Origin of the sequence: Prevotella sp. SGI.167 (assembly GCF_050313615.1) — a bacterium.
GTDB lineage: Bacteria > Bacteroidota > Bacteroidia > Bacteroidales > Bacteroidaceae > Prevotella.
Map to the genome: position 1 here is coordinate 100,766 of NZ_JBNPLT010000002.1, position 20,936 is coordinate 121,701.

At 47.0% G+C, this 20,936-nt stretch carries 17 protein-coding genes; 13 read left to right on the top strand and 4 right to left on the bottom strand.

Going from position 1 to position 20,936, the window contains the following annotated elements; all coding sequences use genetic code 11:
• Positions 1 to 16 precede the first annotated feature (16 nt).
• Entirely contained in the window at positions 17 to 454 is a 438-nt protein-coding gene (gene dut, locus ACQRBJ_RS01920; protein WP_089544075.1) for a dUTP diphosphatase, read from the bottom strand.
• Positions 455 to 623: 169 nt separating this feature from the next.
• Here dut and ACQRBJ_RS01925 point away from each other — a divergent pair, with 169 nt between their 5' ends.
• Positions 624 to 1,961 (top strand): deoxyguanosinetriphosphate triphosphohydrolase, encoded by a 1,338-nt coding sequence (locus ACQRBJ_RS01925; protein WP_445302725.1) that lies wholly within the window; start codon positions 624 to 626, stop codon positions 1,959 to 1,961.
• A 561-nt stretch (positions 1,962 to 2,522) separates the two neighbouring features.
• On the opposite strand, the gene ACQRBJ_RS01930 is transcribed toward ACQRBJ_RS01925, so the two are convergent.
• Positions 2,523 to 3,515, bottom strand: coding sequence for a GNAT family N-acetyltransferase (locus ACQRBJ_RS01930; RefSeq protein ID WP_294967418.1), 993 nt, complete (start codon positions 3,513 to 3,515; stop codon positions 2,523 to 2,525).
• Positions 3,516 to 3,586: 71 nt separating this feature from the next.
• Positions 3,587 to 4,414, bottom strand: a complete 828-nt coding sequence (locus tag ACQRBJ_RS01935; RefSeq protein ID WP_295346311.1) for a glycerol acyltransferase — start codon at positions 4,412 to 4,414, stop codon at positions 3,587 to 3,589.
• A 316-nt stretch (positions 4,415 to 4,730) separates the two neighbouring features.
• Between ACQRBJ_RS01935 and rsmH the strand changes: the two genes are divergently transcribed.
• The 12 genes from rsmH to ftsZ all read left to right on the top strand — a co-directional run bounded on the left by rsmH (position 4,731) and on the right by ftsZ (position 20,046).
• Complete coding sequence (gene rsmH / locus ACQRBJ_RS01940; RefSeq protein WP_445302726.1) at positions 4,731 to 5,645, top strand: 16S rRNA (cytosine(1402)-N(4))-methyltransferase RsmH; 915 nt, start codon at positions 4,731 to 4,733, stop codon at positions 5,643 to 5,645.
• Entirely contained in the window at positions 5,642 to 6,088 is a 447-nt protein-coding gene (locus ACQRBJ_RS01945) for an FtsL-like putative cell division protein (RefSeq protein ID WP_153124167.1), read from the top strand. Before rsmH ends, ACQRBJ_RS01945 begins: the two co-directional genes overlap by 4 nt.
• On the top strand, positions 6,085 to 8,241 hold the full coding sequence (locus ACQRBJ_RS01950; RefSeq protein ID WP_153124165.1) for a penicillin-binding protein: 2,157 nt from the start codon (positions 6,085 to 6,087) through the stop codon (positions 8,239 to 8,241). The genes ACQRBJ_RS01945 and ACQRBJ_RS01950 overlap by 4 nt, the downstream gene beginning before the upstream one ends.
• A gap of 84 nt (positions 8,242 to 8,325) precedes the next feature.
• A complete protein-coding gene (locus tag ACQRBJ_RS01955) occupies positions 8,326 to 9,786 on the top strand; it encodes a UDP-N-acetylmuramoyl-L-alanyl-D-glutamate--2,6-diaminopimelate ligase (RefSeq protein ID WP_217760577.1) in 1,461 nt (486 codons plus the stop codon).
• 33 nt (positions 9,787 to 9,819) lie between these two features.
• Complete coding sequence (mraY, locus tag ACQRBJ_RS01960; RefSeq protein ID WP_294967410.1) at positions 9,820 to 11,088, top strand: phospho-N-acetylmuramoyl-pentapeptide-transferase; 1,269 nt, start codon at positions 9,820 to 9,822, stop codon at positions 11,086 to 11,088.
• A gap of 42 nt (positions 11,089 to 11,130) precedes the next feature.
• Positions 11,131 to 12,468 (top strand): UDP-N-acetylmuramoyl-L-alanine--D-glutamate ligase, encoded by a 1,338-nt coding sequence (gene murD / locus ACQRBJ_RS01965; RefSeq protein ID WP_153124160.1) that lies wholly within the window; start codon positions 11,131 to 11,133, stop codon positions 12,466 to 12,468.
• Positions 12,469 to 12,509: 41 nt separating this feature from the next.
• Positions 12,510 to 13,787, top strand: a complete 1,278-nt coding sequence (locus ACQRBJ_RS01970) for an FtsW/RodA/SpoVE family cell cycle protein (protein ID WP_295346318.1) — start codon at positions 12,510 to 12,512, stop codon at positions 13,785 to 13,787.
• A gap of 101 nt (positions 13,788 to 13,888) precedes the next feature.
• Positions 13,889 to 14,995, top strand: a complete 1,107-nt coding sequence (gene murG / locus ACQRBJ_RS01975; RefSeq protein ID WP_441932759.1) for an undecaprenyldiphospho-muramoylpentapeptide beta-N-acetylglucosaminyltransferase — start codon at positions 13,889 to 13,891, stop codon at positions 14,993 to 14,995.
• Entirely contained in the window at positions 14,995 to 16,371 is a 1,377-nt protein-coding gene (murC, locus tag ACQRBJ_RS01980; protein ID WP_445302727.1) for a UDP-N-acetylmuramate--L-alanine ligase, read from the top strand. The genes murG and murC overlap by 1 nt, the downstream gene beginning before the upstream one ends.
• Positions 16,372 to 16,398: 27 nt before the next feature.
• Positions 16,399 to 17,193, top strand: coding sequence for a cell division protein FtsQ (locus ACQRBJ_RS01985; protein WP_294967404.1), 795 nt, complete (start codon positions 16,399 to 16,401; stop codon positions 17,191 to 17,193).
• A gap of 35 nt (positions 17,194 to 17,228) precedes the next feature.
• A complete protein-coding gene (ftsA, locus tag ACQRBJ_RS01990) occupies positions 17,229 to 18,671 on the top strand; it encodes a cell division protein FtsA (protein WP_294967402.1) in 1,443 nt (480 codons plus the stop codon).
• Positions 18,672 to 18,711: 40 nt separating this feature from the next.
• Positions 18,712 to 20,046 carry a cell division protein FtsZ gene (gene ftsZ, locus ACQRBJ_RS01995; RefSeq protein WP_294967400.1) on the top strand — a complete coding sequence of 445 codons (1,335 nt, stop codon included), beginning with the start codon at positions 18,712 to 18,714 and terminating at the stop codon, positions 20,044 to 20,046.
• 17 nt (positions 20,047 to 20,063) lie between these two features.
• Here ftsZ and recO read toward each other — a convergent pair whose 3' ends face one another.
• On the bottom strand, positions 20,064 to 20,789 hold the full coding sequence (recO, locus tag ACQRBJ_RS02000; RefSeq protein ID WP_217760583.1) for a DNA repair protein RecO: 726 nt from the start codon (positions 20,787 to 20,789) through the stop codon (positions 20,064 to 20,066).
• Positions 20,790 to 20,936 lie beyond the last annotated feature (147 nt).

The following is a 20,936-nucleotide window of genomic DNA, read 5'->3' on the forward strand; positions in this document are numbered from 1 at the left end:
TTCGATTCCTTTCTTTTTATTTTACTCCCGTATGACCATAGCCACCAGCGCCTCTCTCTGTCTCGTCGAGTTCTTCTACCTCGATGAAGTCGCATTGTTCATGCTTGGCAAGCACCATTTGTGCAATGCGCTCGCCGTCATTGATGACGAAGTCCTGCTGTGAGAAGTTGATGAGCAGCACCATGATTTCGCCTCTATAGTCGGCATCGATGGTACCCGGCGTATTGAGCACGGTAATGCCATGCTTCAGTGCCAGTCCGCTGCGAGGTCTTATCTGCGCTTCATAACCAGCCGGCAATGCCATGAAAAGCCCCGTAGGAACGAGTCTACGCTCCATAGGATGAAGCACGATAGCCTCATCGATATTAGCACGCAAATCCATGCCCGCACTCTGAGGTGTGGCAAACGCAGGGAGAGGCTGATGCCCCTTATTGATAATCTGTACTTTCAGCATATTTTTCTATTTTTCTGCAAAAATACTGCTTTTTAGGCGAATAATCGCATTTTATAAGTAAAAATGATATAATTTATCTATTTTTATTTTGAATTATGCGCAGATTCCTGTATTTTTGCGCTGCAGAACGATAAATGTGCAATATTTAAAATATAAGGATCAACGGATTATGGAATGGAAACAACTCATATCAAACAAGCGTTTCGGACAGGAACACAAGCATGCAGAGCGCCACGATGACCGCTCTGAATTCAAGCGCGATTACGACCGTCTCATCTTCTCTTCGGCATTCCGCCGGTTGCAGAACAAGACTCAGGTCTTCCCTCTTCCGGGCAGCATCTTCGTCCACAACCGTCTCACCCACAGTCTGGAGGTGGCAAGTGTGGGCATGTCGCTGGGCAACGATATCTCCCGTCACATCATCCAGAAGCGCCCGGAGCTGAAGGATACGCTCTTCGAGGAAATCGGAACCATCGTGAGTGCCGCCTGCCTGGCGCACGATCTGGGCAATCCTCCCTTCGGTCATTCTGGCGAGAAAGCCATCCAGACTTTCTTCAGCGAGGGTGCCGGACAGGGATTGAAAGATGAAGTTTCTGCCGAGTTCTGGGACGACATCACCCATTTCGAGGGTAATGCCAACGGCTTCAGAATCCTGACGCATCAGTTTAAAGGTCGCCGCCAAGGTGGTTTCGTGATGACCTATTCTATGCTTGCTGCCATCGTGAAATATCCGTTTGCCAGCAGTCTTGCCGGGAATCACGGAAAATTCGGCTTCTTTGCTTCCGAAGCGGAATCTTACAAGAAAATAGCCGATGAATTGGGCATTTCCTGCAAGTCGGCACCAGGTGAACCCCTCAAATACGCCCGACATCCACTTGTTTATATGGTAGAAGCTGCCGATGACATCTGCTACGAAATCATGGACATCGAAGACTCCCACAAGCTCAAGATTCTTTCCTATGCTGAGACGGAGCACCTGCTGCTGAGTTTCTTCGATGAAGATATCCAGCAGAAGATACGCCAGCGAATCATCGACGAAGAACTGACTGACGAAAACGAAAAAGTAGTTTACATGAGAGCCAGCGTTATCGGAAAACTGGAAAACGAATGTGTGGCAGCCTTCCTGGCTCACGAGGAGGAAATCTTAGCCGGAACATTCGAAGGTAGTCTCATCGACCACATTTCCGAGCGCCAGAAAATGGCATACCAGGAATGCGAGAAGATCTCCTACTCTAAGATTTACCAAAGCAAGCCGGTGCTCGACATCGAACTTTCGGGTTATCAAATCATGGCTACCCTGATGAAGGTTTTCATCGAAGCAGCCGTCAACCCGTCCCGTTTCTATTCCAAGCAGCTCCTGCGCCGGGTTAGCAGCCAATACGACATCGAGAACGAGAATCTGGAAGAGAGAATCATGGCTGTATTGGATTACATCAGCGGCATGACCGACATCTATGCGCTCGACATCTATCAGAAAATCAACGGCATCAGCCTGCCTATTGTATAAGGAGCTAGCACAGGTAGGCGTGCACAGAGAAAAGTTTATCTTACTATGGCAAATTATTGCCCCTTGGCGGGCAACTTTTTGCCGTAACCAGACACAAAAAGATATGTCGGGAGAAAGTTTTTGACAGGTCTGCCACAACCGTTTGCAGGCTGTATTCCTGCTGCTGTAAGAGTTGTTTCTGCTGGTATAAAACCTACTCTCGTTTTTACTCTTCACTCTTCACCAAATCGGCTGAAACCCCTATAAACACTGGGGGTGTGGGCGGTGAAGAGTGGTGGTTCACTCTTCACCACTCTTCACCACTCTTCACTTATCGCGAGATTCAGCTATCATTTATTCCAAGATCTGGTCTTCATTGATGACTGGGCCTGGTCTTCATTGATGACAAAGCCTGGTCTTCATTGATGACGGAACCATTGCCTCGCTGATATTCTTTCCTCTAAAATAATATGGGTGAAGAGTGGTGAAGAGTTGTGAAGAGTGAGTCTCCACTCTTCACCGCTATAACTATCTAGCTAATAGACCGTTAAACCACATCTGTGAAGAGTGAAGAGTAAAATACTATTCTTTTTCCTTGTAGAAAATCTTGTTGGCACCGCTTGTAATCTTCAGCGCCTCAGGATGTTCCTCAATAAAGCTGTTGATGTGGCGGATACGCTTCTCCTCCAGAATTTCATCCACGGCAATGAGAATGCCCGTCTCCTCTACATCGCCGAAGCCATAATTGATGGCTGTACCAAAGAGCTTCATGGTAGGACTGAGGTTCATGTAGGCATTTACCAGAGGAGGAATATTGAAACCGAGCTGGCGAATCTCATGATTCAGAATGCGATAGTCAGCACGGAAATCATCTTCCGTGAAGATAGCTGCCATCTCGCTCTCAGGAGTTTCCAACTTCAATGGCTTCATCGGAATCACCAGGTTCTCCTTGTCATCAAAATGCTTCTTGAGGAAGTAGAGAATCATATCGCGGCCACGACGGATGTAAGAAGGATACATCGTCATCTTGCCGAAGAAATACTTTACATCCGGATAGAGCACGGTGAGGGCACCCAATCCGTCCCAGAGATTGTCGAGAGCAAAGATACTCTTGGTATTCTTGCGCACATTCTGATACTCGAGAGAGACGAACGAACGGCCCAGCTCTACGGTATATGGCATGTATTCCTTCAGGAACTTGTCTGAAAAGTGGAACATGTGACTGGTTGCAAGCTTAGGCTGCCCCTTTTCATCAAGTTCCCAATCCTTGCCAAGGAGATAACGGTAACCACCGATAATCTCATCAGCCTCCGGATTCCAAACGATGAGCTGCTTGTAGCAGTTGTCACCAAAATCGAATTCATCAAGGTCCATCGACTTACCAGTACCACCTCCCGCTTCACGGAAAGCGATTTCACGCAAACGTCCAATCTCTTTCAAGACATTAGGCGAATCATTGGCTGTCACAATGTAAATCTCATTGTGGCTCTTGTTTGTCATTCGAAGTTGCTTTTCTGGAGTCAGTTCGCTCTTAAGCAGCTCCTTATCAATCGGTTGGATGATTTCTTCTTCCATACTACTCTTCTCTATATATTCTATATAATTACGATATGATTTCTACAATTTTCTACTTGATGCTACTAACTTTACAGTTTATAAACACTATCCTTCACATACTGCGCCCACTCGGTAGCCGACTTGCTGTGGTCGAAAGTCTGCCAGGGAATCGGCTTGCCAATCGCAATACGGAAATGCTTGCCCACGTTCTTATACATCTCGTCTACCAGAAAGAGCATGGCGAGATTGAACGGCAGATGCTTGTCGCTGAAACGGGCTATGCGATAGAACCGCTCAGAGTTGCGCCCGCCAAAGTGGATAGGCACAACATCACGATGATACTCCACACTCTTGGAGATGAACGTCTTTTTCCAAGGCAGGTCACGGATGGTTCCGTCTTCCTGCTTGCGGCTGTTCAAGCCGGCAGGGAACATCAGCATGTGGCAATCGCTCTGGAAACCAGCCTCTACCATGCGAGGGAAGTCGCGGCTCTGTCGGCCGGTCTTGTTGATTCCAATGCTGACAGGCTTCAAGCCAGGGAGATTGAGCAGGAGGTCGTTGACCAGATAACGGAATTTGCCGTCATAATGCTGTCCGATGATGGAACCGAGACACACTCCGTCCTGTCCTCCCAACGGATGATTGGAAACGAAGGTATAGAGCTTGCCGTCATTCTTGTCGGGCAAGTTTTCCAGTCCCACGATTTCCACATCCATTTTCAGATAACGTACGCATTCGGTGAGCCATTCCGTTCCCGAAAGGTTACGACTTTCCCACAAGAACTTGTTGACCTCGTCCTCGTGAACAATCTTCTTGAGCCAGGAAACGAGGAATCGCGGAACGTATTTTGCCTTGCTTCCCATCTTGCTCTTCAGTATCTTATCTATGTCTATCGTTTTCTCTATAGAAATGCTCATGTCAAGTAAACTTATATAAGTAGGTGCAAAAATAACTCAACTTTCTCAAATACGTGCCATTTTTTGCGAAAATTTATCAAAAACAAGCAAATTTGCTACTTTTTCGGTTCCTAAGGAGAGAAATTCGGGCATTTTCAGCCGTTTTCATGCATCCAACCAGGGTTCATCCCGAGAAGGCGAAATTTGACTAAAAGCAAGTTTTTTATCCCCTTTAATAAAATTTGTAGGTTAAAATAGAGTGAATGTGGGGAATTTTGTGTACCTTTGAACCCGATTTTACATTAAATATGTACATGTGCGTAATAAATAAGAAAATATGATAAAGACAGCAGAAACATACCACGTACCAGTGCTCCTCAAGGAGAGCGTTGACGGGTTGAATATTCAACCTGGCGGAATCTATGTAGACGTAACCTTCGGCGGAGGCGGACACTCCCGTGAAATCCTATCGCGACTCAGCGAGGGAGCCCATCTCTACAGCTTCGACCAAGATGCCGATGCGGAGCGCAACGTGGTAGCCAGCCCCAACTTCACCTTCGTATGTTCCAACTTCAGATATCTGAAGAACTGGATGCGCTATTATGGAGTAGACGGGCTGGACGGACTCCTGGCAGACCTCGGCGTGTCAAGCCACCACTTCGATGACGAGAGCCGTGGTTTCTCTTTCCGCTTCGATTCCCCTTTAGACATGCGCATGAACAAGCGTGCCGGCAAAACCGCTGCCGACATCGTCAACGAATATGACGAAGCAGCCCTTGCCGACCTCTTCTATCTCTACGGAGAGCTGAAGAATGCACGCCGCATCGCAGCTGTCCTGGTCAAGGCAAGAGCAGCACAGAAGATAGAAACCACGAAAGACTTCATGGCTGCCGTGGAACCGCTCTTCAAGAGAGAGCGTGAAAAGAAAGACATGGCTAAGCTCTTCCAGGCACTACGCATCGAGGTGAACCACGAGATGGACGCCCTGAAGGAAATGCTACGTTCTGCTACCGAACTGCTGAAACCAGGCGGAAGACTCTCTGTCATCACCTATCACTCGCTGGAAGACCGCATCGTGAAGAACATGATGAAGGCAGGAAACCCGGAGGGCAAGGTTGTACAGGACTTCTACGGAAAAATAGAAAGTCCTTTCAAGCTTATCAACAATAAGGTAATCATACCTGACGATGAAGAGCAGGAAAGAAACCCAAGAAGCAGAAGTGCCAAACTAAGAATTGCAGAAAAGAAATGAATAACGAAGTAAACAAGGATATAGAACAGAAAGCAGACAATGCCAAGGTAGAAGAACCGCAGGAGTCACTCAAGGAGGCGATAGCAAAGCAGGCCATCGAAGAGGAGGTTTCCGGCTCTTCCAACTTCACGCTGCGCAAGATTCTGGGTGGCGACATCCTGACCACTCAGATTATCCGCCGGCAGATTTGGCTCGTCATACTCGTCGTGTTCTTCATCATCATCTATATCTCTAACCGATATAGCATCCAGAATGATATCATCGAGTTAGACAAACTACAGACAGAGTTGCAGGAGACCAAGTATAAAGCCTTGTCGGCCAGCAGCCAGATAACAGAGAAAAGCCGCGAGAGCAACGTACTCGACATGTTGAAGACCAACAAGGACAGCACCTTGCACATTGCGACCCAACCTCCATACATTATTAACGTTCCAGAAGAATGAGTAAATTCGACCATAAGAAAGTAATGCCCCGCTTCAGCGCCATCGCCATCGTGATGTCACTCCTGGCGCTGGCTGTCATCGCCAAGTCATTCTACATCATGACTGCCAAGCGCGACTACTGGCTGAAGGTGGCTGAGCGACAGAAGAAAGACTCAGTGACCGTGAAGCCAAACCGAGGCAACATATTAAGCTGCACCGGGCAGCTGATGGCAAGTTCACTGCCTGAATTCAAGGTATTCATGGACTTCAAGGCCCTGAAGATTGCCAACAACGACTCTCTTTGGGATGCCAAGCAGGACTCCATCTGCCTCTGTCTCCACAAAATCTTTCCGGAGAGAAGCATCGAGGAGTTCAAGCGTAACCTCACGGAAGGACGTGCCAAGGAAAGCCGACACTGGGCGGTATACGACAAGCGTGTAGACTACAATACATTCACAGAGATTAAAGCCATTCCTGTTTTTCGCCTGAAATCCAACAAGGGAGGCTTCCACTGGGAAGAATTCAATGCCCGAACACGTACCTACGGCTCTTTAGCCGGACGTACCATCGGTGCCATGTTTGGCGCCAAGGATACGGCGAGATTCGGACTGGAGTTGTCGTATGACTCCATCCTCCGCGGAACCAACGGCATCGTACACCGCCGAAAGGTGCGCGACAAGTTCCTGAACATCACCGACACGCCTCCTATCGACGGAGCTGATATCGTAACAACCATCGACGTGAGCATGCAGGACCTGGCAGAACGCTCGCTGATAGAAGAATTGAAAGAAATCAATGCCAACGTGGGTGTAGCCATCGTGATGGATGTGCCTACGGGCGACATCAAGGCTATCGTAAACATGGAGAAATGTTTCGACGGCGAATATCGAGAGATACACAACCATGCCGTGAGCGACCTGCTGGAACCGGGTTCGGTGTTCAAGCCTGCCTCTATCCTCGTGGCACTTGACGACGGAGTGGTTGACACAACATACCGTGTAGAGACGGCAGGAGGTGTCTGGCCGATGTACGGCAGAGACATGAAGGACCACAACTGGCGCAAGGGCGGATATGGAATGCTGACCCTGGCACAGACCCTGTGGTACAGTTCCAACATCGGTGTGAGCCGCATCATAGACGATCATTACAGGAACAACCCGGAGAAATTCGTGAAGGGAATCTATCGCACGGGGCTGCATGACGACCTGAAGATACCACTGGTGGGAGCAACTTCGGCGAGAATCAGAATGCCGCACAAGAACAGTCACGGACAATACGACAACTGGGCGAAGACCTCTTTGCCTTGGATGAGTATCGGATATGAGACACAGGTGCCACCTATCTCTACCCTCACCTTCTACAACACCATCGCCAACAATGGTAAGATGATGCGTCCACGATTTGTGAGCAAGGTAGTAAAGAACGGAGAAACCATCATGGAATTTCCACCGGAGGTGATGCGCCCGCAGATAGCCAAGGAGAAAAGCATCAAGGAACTGCAGACTATCCTGGAGCAGGTAGTAAGCGTGGGTCTCGGAAGAAAGGCAGGATCGCCAAACTTCAAGGTAGCCGGCAAGACGGGTACGGCACAGGTTTCAAAGGGAGCCGGAGGTTACAAGGCTGGAGGAACCAACTATCTGGTAAGTTTCGCAGGCTATTTCCCTGCCGACAATCCTCGCTACAGCTGCATCGTCTGCATCCAGAAATCAGGTCTTCCAGCATCAGGAGGCAGCATGAGCGGTAAGGTGTTCCACGACATCGCTGAAGGTATCATGGCACAGAGCCTGAAACTCGACGTGAAAGATGCCAAAGACTCAGCATCCGTATTCGTACCAGACGTAAAGGACGGCAACATCCTGGCAGCCGACTATGTCCTGACCCATCTGGGCATCAAGACCAACGTAAACTGGTCGGGCAGTTATGCCAACGGCAATCCTATATGGGGAAGAACCGAACACGCAGGCAGCCGGAGCATACGAATGATCAAAGAAAAGCAATATAGCAAAAGAGCGGTACCAGACGTAAGCGACATGGGAGCCAGAGATGCCATCTTCATGATGGAAAGCCGAGGCATCAAAACCAAGATATATGGTAGAGGCAAGGTTGTCAAACAAACTCTTGCGCCAGGATTGCCAGTGAAGAAAGGCATGGTTTGCGCCATTTATCTGGAATAAAGAAACATGGGAACATGGCTGCACAATCAGGGTGCGGCTCTGCTCTATTATATATAAAAGGTGTAATAAAACAAAAAACATTATATGAAGTTACAAGAATTGCTCAAAAACATCCAACCGGTTCAGATTATCGGCGATGCAGAAGTAGAGGTGTCGGGCATTAACATCGACTCTCGAAAGATTAAGGAAGGTCACCTGTTTGTTGCCATGAAGGGTACACAGGTAGATGGACACAAGTTTATTCCTAAGGCGATAGAGCTCGGTGCCAAGTCGGTATTGTGCGAGGATATGCCTGAGGACAAGACAGAGGGCGTAACTTACATTCAGGTAGAATCTACCGAAGACGCTGTAGGAAAAGTAGCCACTCTCTTCTATGGCGACCCATCGAGAAAGCTGAAATTGGTTGGCGTTACTGGTACCAATGGAAAAACCACCATCGCCACCTTATTATATAATATGTTCCGCAAATTCGGTCATAAATGTGGCTTGCTCTCTACCGTATGCAACTACATCGAAGACGAAGCTATCCCTGCTGACCATACTACTCCAGACCCTATCGAACTGAACATGCTCCTGGGCAAGATGGTAGAGGCAGGCTGCGAATATGCGTTCATGGAATGCTCATCCCACGCCATCGCTCAGAAGCGTATCGGCGGTCTGCAGTTTGCCGGTGGTCTGTTCACCAACCTGACCCGTGACCATCTGGACTATCACAAGACATTCGAGAACTACCGCAATGCCAAGAAGGCATTCTTCGACGGTCTGCCTAAGACTGCCTTCGCCATCACCAATGCGGACGACAAGAACGGCATGATCATGGTGCAGAACACCAAGGCTACCGTGAAGACCTACTCTACCCGCTCCATGGCAGACTTCAAGGCAAGAATCCTGGAGTGCCACTTCGGCGGCATGTATCTGGAGATAGACGGCAGAGAAGTTGGCGTACAGTTTATCGGTAAGTTCAACGTGAGCAACCTGCTCGCCGTTTACGGTGCAGCCATCATGCTCGGCAAGAAGCCAGAGGATGTACTCGTAGTGATGAGCACCCTCCACAGCGTGAACGGACGTCTGGAGCCTATCCAGTCACCAGAAGGCTATACAGCCATCGTTGACTATGCCCATACACCAGATGCACTGGAGAACGTATTGAACGCCATCCACGAGGTACTCGACGGCAAGGGCGGCGAAGTAATCACCGTATGCGGTGCTGGCGGCAACCGTGACAAGGGCAAGCGCCCATTGATGGCACAGGAGGCTGTAAAGCAGAGCGATAAGGTAATCATCACCAGCGACAACCCACGTTTCGAAGAGCCACAGGACATCATCAACGACATGCTTGCCGGACTCAATGCCCAGCAGATGAAGAAGGTAATCAGCATCGTAGACCGCAAGGAAGCCATCCGCACAGCCTGCATGATGGCAAAGAAGGGCGACGTAATCCTCGTTGCCGGCAAGGGACATGAAGACTATCAGGAGATTAAGGGCGTGAAGCACCACTTTGATGACAAGGAAGTGATTCGCGAAATCTTCGGTATCAACAAGTAGTAACATCATCAATTAGAAAAAAAGAAAAGAACAATGTTATACTATCTTTTTAGATTTCTGGAACAGTGGGGCATCTCAGGTTCTCACATGTGGGGTTACATCTCGTTCCGTGCCCTGCTCGCACTGATATTGTCACTGGTTATTTCTGCCTGGTTCGGAGAGAAATTCATCAAGTATCTCAAAAGCAAGCAAATCACAGAGACTCAACGCGACGCCAGCATCGACCCGTTCGGCGTAAAGAAAATCGGCGTACCTTCCATGGGTGGTGTCATCATCATCCTGGCCATTCTCGTACCGGTATTGCTGCTCGGAAGATTACGCAACATCTATCTTATCCTGATGATTATCACCACCGTATGGCTCGGTTTCCTAGGTGGTATGGACGACTTCATCAAGATTTTCAAACGCGACAAGGAGGGCTTGAAGGGCAAATATAAGATTATAGGACAGATTAGCATCGGCCTGATTGTGGGACTGGTAATCTGGTCTTCACCTGATATAAAGATGAACGAGAACCTCGCCATCGAACGACAGGGACAGGAGACGGTGGTGAAGCATCGTACGGAAGCAAGAAAATCGCTGAAGACCACCATCCCATTCGTCAAGGGACACAACCTCGACTATTCCAGCATCACCAGTTTCTGCGGTAAGTACAAGGTAGCAGCAGGCTGGATTCTCTTCGTCATCATGACCATCTTCGTAGTGACCGCAGTTTCAAACGGTGCCAACCTCAACGATGGTATGGACGGAATGTGTGCCGGAAACTCCGCCATCATAGGTGTGGCACTAGGCATACTTGCGTATGTGTCTTCGCACATCGAGTTTGCCGCCTACCTCAATATCATGTATATTCCTGGTTCTGAGGAACTGGTAGTATTCTTCTGTGCCTTCATCGGAGCCCTCATCGGTTTCCTCTGGTACAACGCCTACCCTGCCCAGGTATTCATGGGCGATACGGGTTCGCTGACCATCGGCGGTATCATCGCAGTAGGTGCCATCATCATCCACAAGGAGCTGATGCTGCCTATCCTCTGCGGTATTTTCTTCGTAGAAAGCCTCAGCGTGATGATGCAGGTTTACTATTACAAGATAGGAAAGCGGAGAGGTGTGAAGCAGCGTATCTTCAAGCGCACACCTATCCACGACAACTTCCGAACACAGGACAATCAGCTGGATCCTGACTGCAAGTATCTGTGGAAGAAGCCTCGCAACTGCTACCACGAGTCGAAAATTACCATCCGTTTCTGGATTGTAACCATCATCCTGGCGGCATTGACCATCATCACATTGAAGATTAGATAATACACGGGCTCTTATCAGCCTGAACAGATAAAAACAAAAACAATGAGTAAAATTGTAATTTTAGGAGCTGGCGAGAGCGGAGCAGGTGCTGCCGTGCTGGCCAAGAAAGAGGGATTTGAAGTCTTTGTATCTGATATGTCGAAGATCAAGGACAACTACAAGAAGTTGATGGACGACCACAATATCGAGTGGGAAGAGGGTCATCACACTGAAGAGAAAATCTTAGATGCCGATGAGGTCATCAAGAGTCCGGGTATTCCTAAGGAAGCACCTATGATTCAGAAACTGATGGCAAAGGGCACTCCTATCATCAGCGAAATAGAGTTTGCCGGTCGTTATACCGACGCCAAGATGATCTGCATCACTGGCAGCAACGGTAAGACTACCACGACTTCTCTGATATATCACATCATCAAGTCGGCTGGCTATGATGTAGGCTTGGCTGGCAACATCGGAAAGAGTCTGGCACTTCAGGTGGCAGAGACTCCTCACAAGTATTATGTCATCGAGCTGAGCAGTTTCCAGCTCGACAACATGTATGAGTTCCGTGCCAACGTGGCTATCCTGCTCAACATCACTCCAGACCATCTGGACCGCTATGAGTTCAAGATGCAGAACTATACCGATGCCAAGATGCGCATCACACAGAACCAGACAGAGGAAGACAGCTTCATCTTCTGGAACGACGACCCTATCGTTACTAAGGAGTTGGCTAAGTACAACCTCAAGTCACACCTCTGCCCATTCTCAGAGTTCAAGGAGGAGGGTTGCGTGGGCTACATCGAAGACGGCAAGTACAAGCTCAACTTCCCATCAACCTTCGAAATGCCACAGGCTGACATGAGCCTCCGCGGCAAGCACAACATCTACAACAGTCTGGCTGCTGGTCTGGCTTGCAACATCGTAGGCATCGACCATGAAACCCTGCACAAGGGGCTCAGTGACTTCCCTGGCGTAGAGCATCGTCTGGAGAAGGTGGGCAAGTTCCAGGGCGTCTACTATGTGAACGACTCAAAGGCAACCAACGTGGATGCCTGCTGGTATGCGCTGGAGAGCATGACCACCCCTACCATCCTCATCATCGGTGGTAAGGACAAGGGAAATGATTACAACCAGATCAAGGACCTGGTGAAGGAGAAATGCACAGGTATCGTATACCTGGGAGCTGACAACCAGAAGTTGCACGACAACTTCGACGCACTCGGCATCCCAGTCCGCGACACCCACAGCATGAAAGACTGCGTGGCAGCCTGCCAGGAACTGGCAAAGCCAGGCGATACCGTATTGCTCAGCCCATGCTGCGCCAGCTTCGACCTGTTCAAGAACATGGAAGACCGTGGCGAGCAGTTCAAGGCATTGGCAAGAGCCATCGGAGAATAACTTTTTATTTTGCAGGAATTTAGAGATAGGACAATTAGGAAATGAACAATAAAACCATAGGCAACATATTCAAGGGAGACAAAGTTATCTGGATGATATTCTTCTTCCTTTGCATGATAAGTATCATAGAGGTATATTCTGCCTCCAGCTCTTTGACATATAAGACCGGCAACTATATGGCACCTGTCATCAGACATATAGGTCTGCTGGGACTCGGCTTGCTTACCATGATATGTATGCTCAAGGTGAAGTGTAAGTTCTTCAAGATTGTGACGCCGTTCATGCTAGGCCTATCCTTCATCTTACTCCTCTGGGTGCTCGTGGCAGGTCAGTCTACCAACGGTGCTTCCAGATGGATAAGCCTGGCAGGTATCAATTTCCAGCCATCAGAGATAGCCAAAGGAGCCGTCGTCCTAGCCGTAGCACAGATTCTGAGTGCAATGCAGACAGAACATGGAGCCGAAAAAAGAGCGTTCAAATACATTCTGATTGTCTCCAGTATTTTCGTCGCTCTCATCGGATTGGAAAACCTTTCTACCGCCATGCTGCTATGTTTCACCATCTTATGTATGATGATCATAGGCAGAGTACCAATGCGGCAGATAGGCAAGCTGGTGGGAACTGCACTTATAGCCATCTGTATTATCTTTGCCAGCATCATGATAGTAGGTAAAGACAAGGGCGATACGGCTAAGCCGGAAAACTCTCTGACAGAGAAGGTTGCGCAAGACGAAAAGGAAGAAACGGGCGTAGTAGACAAGCTGTTCCATAGAGCCGACACCTGGAAGGCGCGCATCGATAAATGGACAAGTTCCAAAGCGATTGCACCGGAGGATGTAGACCTGGACAAGGATGCTCAGGTGGCACATGCCAACATCGCCATCGCCTCTTCCAACATCGCAGGAAACGGACCGGGCAACTCTGTAGAACGAGATTTTCTATCGCAAGCCTACTCTGACTTCATCTATGCCATCATCATCGAAGAAATGGGTATAGAAGGAGCCATCTTCGTGGCTCTGCTCTATATCTTCCTACTGTTCAGAGCAGGAAGAATTGCAAACAGATGCGAGAATAATTTCCCGGCATTCCTATGCATGGGACTGGCGATATTGCTGGTAATACAGGCTTTGTTCAACATGCTTGTAGCAGTGGGGCTTGCACCGGTAACCGGACAGCCTCTGCCACTTATCAGCCGAGGTGGAACATCCACCGTTATCAACTGTCTATATCTTGGCATCATTCTGAGCATCAGCCGCACTGCTAAAAAGAAAGAAGGGGCTCAAAACATGCCAAATTCTGACAAAATAGCTGTTGCATAAAAAAAAGTATAATTAATTAAGCAAAAAATGCCATTAAATGGATTTTTTTGCTTACCTTTGCGTTGGATTTATGACCTTCGGGTCAGCAAACTAGAATGGATATGAATAATGAACTAAGAATTATCATAAGCGGAGGCGGTACAGGTGGTCATATATTCCCTGCTGTATCCATCGCAAATGCCATCAAGGCGAAACGCCCTGATGCTAAAATTTTGTTCGTAGGAGCACTCGGCAGAATGGAAATGCAGCGTGTTCCTGCTGCAGGTTATGAAATCAAAGGATTGCCAATCTGCGGCTTCGACAGAAAACATCTGCTCAAAAATGTCGCTGTACTCTTCAAGATATGGAAAAGTCAGCACATGGCTAAGAACATCATCAAGAACTTCAAGCCAATGGCGGCTGTAGGAGTGGGCGGCTACGCCAGTGGACCAACTCTCAATGTTTGCGCCAGCAAAGGTATTCCTTGTCTCATTCAGGAACAGAACTCATACGCAGGTGTCACCAATAAGCTCTTGGCTAAGAAGGCTGAAAAGATATGCGTGGCTTACGAAGGAATGGAGCGTTTCTTCCCTGCCGACAAGATTATCATGACGGGTAACCCAGTCCGACAGAATGTACTTGATTCTACTATCAGCAAGGAAGAGGCTAGAAAGCAATTCGGACTCGATCCGGAAAAGAAGACCATCCTGCTCGTAGGTGGTAGCCTCGGAGCCAGAACCATTAACGAGAGCATACTTCAGCACCTCGACCTGGTGAAGGAAAGCGGTGTACAGTTCATCTGGCAGACTGGTAAATACTACAATGCTGCTATCATGGAGCAACTTAAAGGTAAGGATTTGCCTATGCTCAAGGTAACAGACTTCATCAGCGACATGGGCGCAGCTTACAAGGCAGCCGACCTGGTTATCAGCCGTGCCGGTGCCAGCAGCATCAGCGAGTTCTGCCTCATCGGCAAAGCCGTCATCCTGGTTCCAAGCCCTAACGTGGCAGAAGATCACCAGACCAAGAATGCCATGGCATTGGTCAACAAGGATGCTGCCATCTACGTCAAGGACGCAGACGCACCTGAGGTATTGCTGAAGAAAGCCGTTGAAACAGTGAAGGACGAAGCCAAGCTCGCTTCACTCTGTGAGAACATTAAGAAATTAGGATTAAAGAACTCAGCCGACGTCATCGCCGACGAAGTCATCAAATTAGCAACAAAGTAATGGAAATCAAAGATATTAAAGCAGTTTATTTTGTAGGAGCAGGTGGCATAGGTATGAGTGCCATTGCAAGATACTTCCTCAACAAGAAGTTGGTAGTAGCAGGATATGACAAGACTCCATCCAATCTGACTCATGAGTTGGAGAAAGAGGGAATGCTCATCCACTATGAGGAAAACGTAGACCTGATTCCTGAAGCTTGCAAGGATGCCAAGACTACATTGGTCGTCTATACACCAGCTATTCCAGCAGAACACAAGGAACTGGTTTTCTTCCATGAGAACAACTTCACCATCGAGAAGCGTGCACAGGTTTTAGGAACATTGACACGTACTCACAAAGGATTGTGCGTAGCAGGTACTCACGGCAAGACATCAACTTCTACCATGTGTGCCCATATCATGCACCAGAGTCACGTTGACTGCAATGCCTTTCTGGGAGGTATCTCAAAGAACTACGGCACCAACTACATCCTCTCCGACAAGAGCGACTACGTAGTAATCGAGGCAGATGAATTCGACCGCAGCTTCCATTGGTTACGTCCATGGATGAGCGTCATCACATCTACAGACCCTGACCACCTGGATATTTATGGCACCAAGGAGGCTTATCTTGAAAGTTTCCGCCACTATACAGAATTGATTCAGCCTGGCGGTGCGCTTATCATCCACAAGAATCTGGAAATGAAGCAGCACGTACAGAACGGCGTCAAGATATATGAATACAGTCTGGACGAAGGCGACTTCCACGCAGAAAACATCAAGATAGAGAATGGCGGAATCACATTCGATTTCATCTCTCCTATCGAGAACGTAACAGGCGTAGAACTTGGTCAGCCTGTGCCAATCAACATCACAAACGGTGTGGCTGCCATGGCTATGGCGCAGTTGAACGGCTGCACGGCTGATGAGCTTCGTTACGGCATGAAGACCTACGGTGGAGTGGATCGCCGCTTCGACTTCAAGATCAAGAACGACAAGCTTGTATTCCTCTCAGACTACGCTCATCACCCAAAGGAGATTTACCAGAGCGCCAAGAGTATTCGTGAGCTTTACAAAGATCGCAAGATTACGGCTATCTTCCAGCCACACCTCTATACCCGCACCCGTGACTTCTACAAGGACTTTGCCAATAGTTTGAGTCTTCTTGACGAAGTGATACTCTGCGATATCTATCCTGCTCGCGAACAGCCAATTCCAGGAGTAACTTCCAAGTTGATTTACGACAACTTGAAGCCTGGTGTTGAAAAGAGCATGATTCACAAGGAAGATGTACTTGACTTGGTAAAGAACAGGGATTTCGATGTACTTGTTGTATTAGGAGCTGGCGACTTAGACAACTACGTACCACAAATTACAGAGATTCTAGAAAAGAAATAAATGCATATCCATAACATAAGAAAATAAATGCATATCAATTGGAAGAAAATCACAATCATCACACTAGACCTTATCATAGGTACATATCTAGTGTTTGCCTTCACCAAGTTTAACAAACCTGATGAAGCAAACCTGGTATGCACTAAGGTGAACATCAACATACAAGACGAGATGACCAATGGTTTTCTGAATGCGAAGGAAATCAAGAAACGACTGGAGATAAACAAGCTCTATCCGCTGGCAAAACCACTGAACGACGTGAATGCCAGAAAGATAGAAGAATCGTTGAAGACCAGTCCTTTCGTAAAGACGGCAGAATGCTATAAGACCCAAGAAGGTCTGGTAGATATCTACCTCACCCAACGCATGCCAATCGTAAGAATCAAGAGCATCAACAATGAAGATTATTACATAGATGATCACTATCAGATTATGCCCAACACCAACTATACCAGCGATATCATCATCGCTACCGGGTATATCAACAAGTGGTTTGCCAAGAAATACATCTCATTACTAAGCAAGGCTCTGATGACTAGTGAATTGTGGAGAAACCAGATAGAACAGATAAATGTGCTGCCCGACAGAGGCATTGAGCTAGTGCCACGAGTGGGCAACCACATTGTATATCTAGGCTGCTTGCCGGAGACCAATCACATTGACAAGAGAGAAAAAAACATCAATGAATTCGTCAAGAAAAAGATGGATAGGTTGGAGAAATTCTACAAGTATGGCCTCTCACAAGCAGGTTGGAACAAGTACTCATATATAAACATCGAGTTCGACAACCAGATTATTTGCACAAAGCATCACAATAGCTAATTTAAAATTGAAACAGAAAAGATAATATAAGAACTATGCCAAAGGAATTTATTGTAGCTATCGAACTTGGTTCATCCAAGATGACAGGTATAGCAGGTCAGAAGAATTTAGATGGTAGCATCACCGTACTTGCTATCGTCGAGGAGAACTCATCTTCTTGCATCAGAAAGGGAGTCATCTACAACATCGACAAGACCTGCCAGTGCCTAACAAGCATCATCAAGAAATTGAAGAATATCTTGAAGCAAGATATTGCTCAAGTTTATGTGGGCGTAGGAGGACGATCAATACGAAGCATCAAGAATGTGATCGTAAAAGACTTGCCAGGCAACTCCATCATATCTCAGGAAATGATCAACGAAATCATGGACGTAAACCGCAACATGACATACCCTGATCAGGAGATTTTAGATGCAGCAACACAAGAATATAAAATAGATAACCAATTCCAGACTGACCCAGTCGGCATACAGTGCAACCATCTGGAAGGTATCTTCCTGAACATTCTTTGGCGCAAGAATTTCTACAATAACATCAATACATGCTTCGAAAATGCCAACATCCCTATCGCTGAGATGTATCTCGCACCTTTGGCTATGGCTGACAGCGTTCTCAACGACTCGGAAAAACGCGCTGGATGTATGTTGGTAGATTTAGGTGCTGACACAACAACGGTCTCTGTATATTATAAAGGTATCCTCCGTCACTTGTCTGTCATCCCATTGGGTAGCAGCAACATTACAAAGGACCTTACATGCCTGCAGGTAGAAGAGACTGATGCTGAAAACATGAAATTGAAATACGCCAAAGCATATACAGACATCAGTAATATTGACCCAACCCTCAACTATCAGATAGATCGAGACCGATACGTAGAAAGCAAGAAGTTTATCGAAATCGTAGAGGCTCGTGTTGAGGAAATTGTAGAGAACGCCTGGTTCCAGGTTCCTGTAGAGTACTCTGACAAGCTGATGGGCGGTATTATTCTGACTGGCGGCGGCAGCAACATGCCTGAAATCGATAAGGTATTCAAGACACATACCCATATCGAAAAGATTCGCATTGCTAAATTTGTCAGCCAGACCGTGAATTCAAAAGACCCAAAGATTACCAATCACAACGGTATGATGAATACTGTATTGGGATTGTTGGCTAAGGGTAACATGAATTGTGCAGGCAACGAAATTGGTACAGATCTCTTCACCTTTGCAGAGACGACACCTGTCAATGACTTGCATAAGACACCAAGAAATCCAAACGAAACTGTAGGTACGGGCGTTGTTCTAACCGCTGCAGAAAAACAGAAGGCAGAGGAAGAAGCCAAGCGCAAGAAAGAGTTGGAAGAGGAAGAAGCAAGAAAGGCTGCAGAAGAAGAAGCTGCTAAACAGGCAAAAGAAAGAAAAGAAAACAGCCTCCTCCACAAGATGATGAGAGGCATCAAGAGCTTCGTTAAGGACACCATCTCTGAGGAAGAATAAAAAAAGTGACTATTACAATAAATATTAAGATTATACAACTATGCTAGATAATAACAATTCACCACATATTCTCGACTTTGGTGAGCCAGAGAAAGAAAACAGCATCATCAAGGTGATTGGTGTTGGTGGTGGCGGCGGTAACGCTGTAAACCATATGTATCGAGAAGGCATTCACGATGTTAGTTTTGTGCTCTGTAATACAGACAATCAAGCACTCAACGATTCCCCTGTACCTGTACACCTGCAGTTAGGAAAAGAAGGACTTGGAGCCGGCAACAAGCCTGCAAAAGCCCGCCAAGCAGCAGAAGAGACATTGGAAGACATCAAGAATATGCTCAACGATGGTACTAAAATGGCATTTATCACTGCCGGAATGGGTGGTGGTACCGGTACCGGTGCTGCTCCAGTCATCGCTAGAGTAAGTAAGGAACTGGGCATTCTTACTGTAGGTATCGTTACCATTCCTTTCCGATTTGAGGGTCCTAAGAAAATCGACCAGGCTCTCGATGGCGTTGAGGAAATGTCTAAACATGTAGATGCATTGCTGGTTATCAACAACGAGCGTCTCCGCCAGATTTATCCAGACCTCGCTGTACTCGATGCATTCGGTAAAGCCGATGATACATTGAGTGTTGCTGCCAAGAGTATCGCTGAAATCATTACCGTTCACGGACTTATCAACCTTGACTTCAACGATGTGAAGACTGTATTGAAAGATGGTGGCGTTGCTATTATGAGTACAGGTTATGGTGAGGGAGAAGGTCGTGTCAAGAAGGCCATCGAAGATGCATTGAATTCACCATTGCTCAATGATAATGATGTATTCAACTCTAAGAAAATCCTTTTGAGCATAGCTTTTGCAAGCGAAAAGAAGGACAATCCTGGCTTGACAATGGACGAGATGAACGACGTCAACGATTTCATGGAGAAGTTTGGAGACGACTTCGAATTGAAATGGGGATTGGCCATCGACCCAGAATTGGGTAGCAGGGTTAAGGTTACCGTTTTGGCAACAGGATTCGGTCTCGAGGATGTAGAAGGCATGAACCGCCATCTCAAGAAACATACAGAAGAAGAATCACGTCGACTTGCTGAGGAAGAAGAAAAGAGAGCTGAAAGAGAAGACAGACGTAAGCGCTATTACGGTACTGACGGTAATACAACACAGTACAAACGCCATCCTCACATCTTCCTGTTCCGCCAGGAGGATCTTGACAACGAAGACGTTATCCTGCAGGTAGAAAATACACCTACCTATAAGCGTACACGCCAGACCCTCGAAGAAATCCGAAACATCGCTTCAGGCAATGCAGAACCTAAAGACGATAACAACGGAGATGCAGCAGCTGTACAGGGAGTCATCAGTTTTGCTTAAGCAATAACCGTTGACAACTAAGCGAACAGCTCTTTGAGAACAGAAAAACTCCTCATTTCCGGGAAACCAGGAACATGAAGTTTAAAATATTCCAGAATCACCTCTACACATCTGTTTCTTTCCATACGAGACATTGTGTAGAGGTGCATTGTTTTATACTCCAAACGAAGCAGGGCAACCAACCGCAAAGAATCCTCCCTATTTAAATAATGTACGTGCGTAGGAACATAGGGTACAAAACATCCATCAACCAAATCAAAATAATCACCGCTCATTCCACTTTCAATATTAGGCGAAAAACCTAAAAAGAAAGTCAGGCGAATCATAAAGACAATATGAAAGTTGGAAAAACTCCCCTCCACTCTATCCAGCCATTCAATACTATCCTGCATAAAGAGATATAGCGAGGCATTGGCTTGCTCATTTTTCGTGGTATAAGACAACAACTCAGCCAAGAACATGGAAATAGCCAATTTGTAAGGAGAGAAAGGAATATCAATAAAAGCATAACCGATGGAAGCCTCCCGGATACGTTGAAGATTAGACTTGGGACGATAATCAAATTCCAATTGCAATAACATCAAGGGCTGAAACAACTGACGCTTCAACCTTCCCTTAGAAGACTTGGGTATACGGACCATAAAAGACAGTCTACCCAACTTTTCTGTGAAAAAATCCACGATAAGTTGAGCATCCCCATACTTGATAGTTTGCAACACGATTGCCCGGGTTTTAACTTCCATTTTGTCAAATATACTAAAAAACAGGGCAAAATTACAAAAAAAAACGCATTTAGAGAAAATTTTCAGTAAAAAATTTGCAGGAATCAAATAAAAGTAGTAACTTTGCACCCGCAAAACAGCGATGGTCCCTTCGTCTATCGGTTAGGA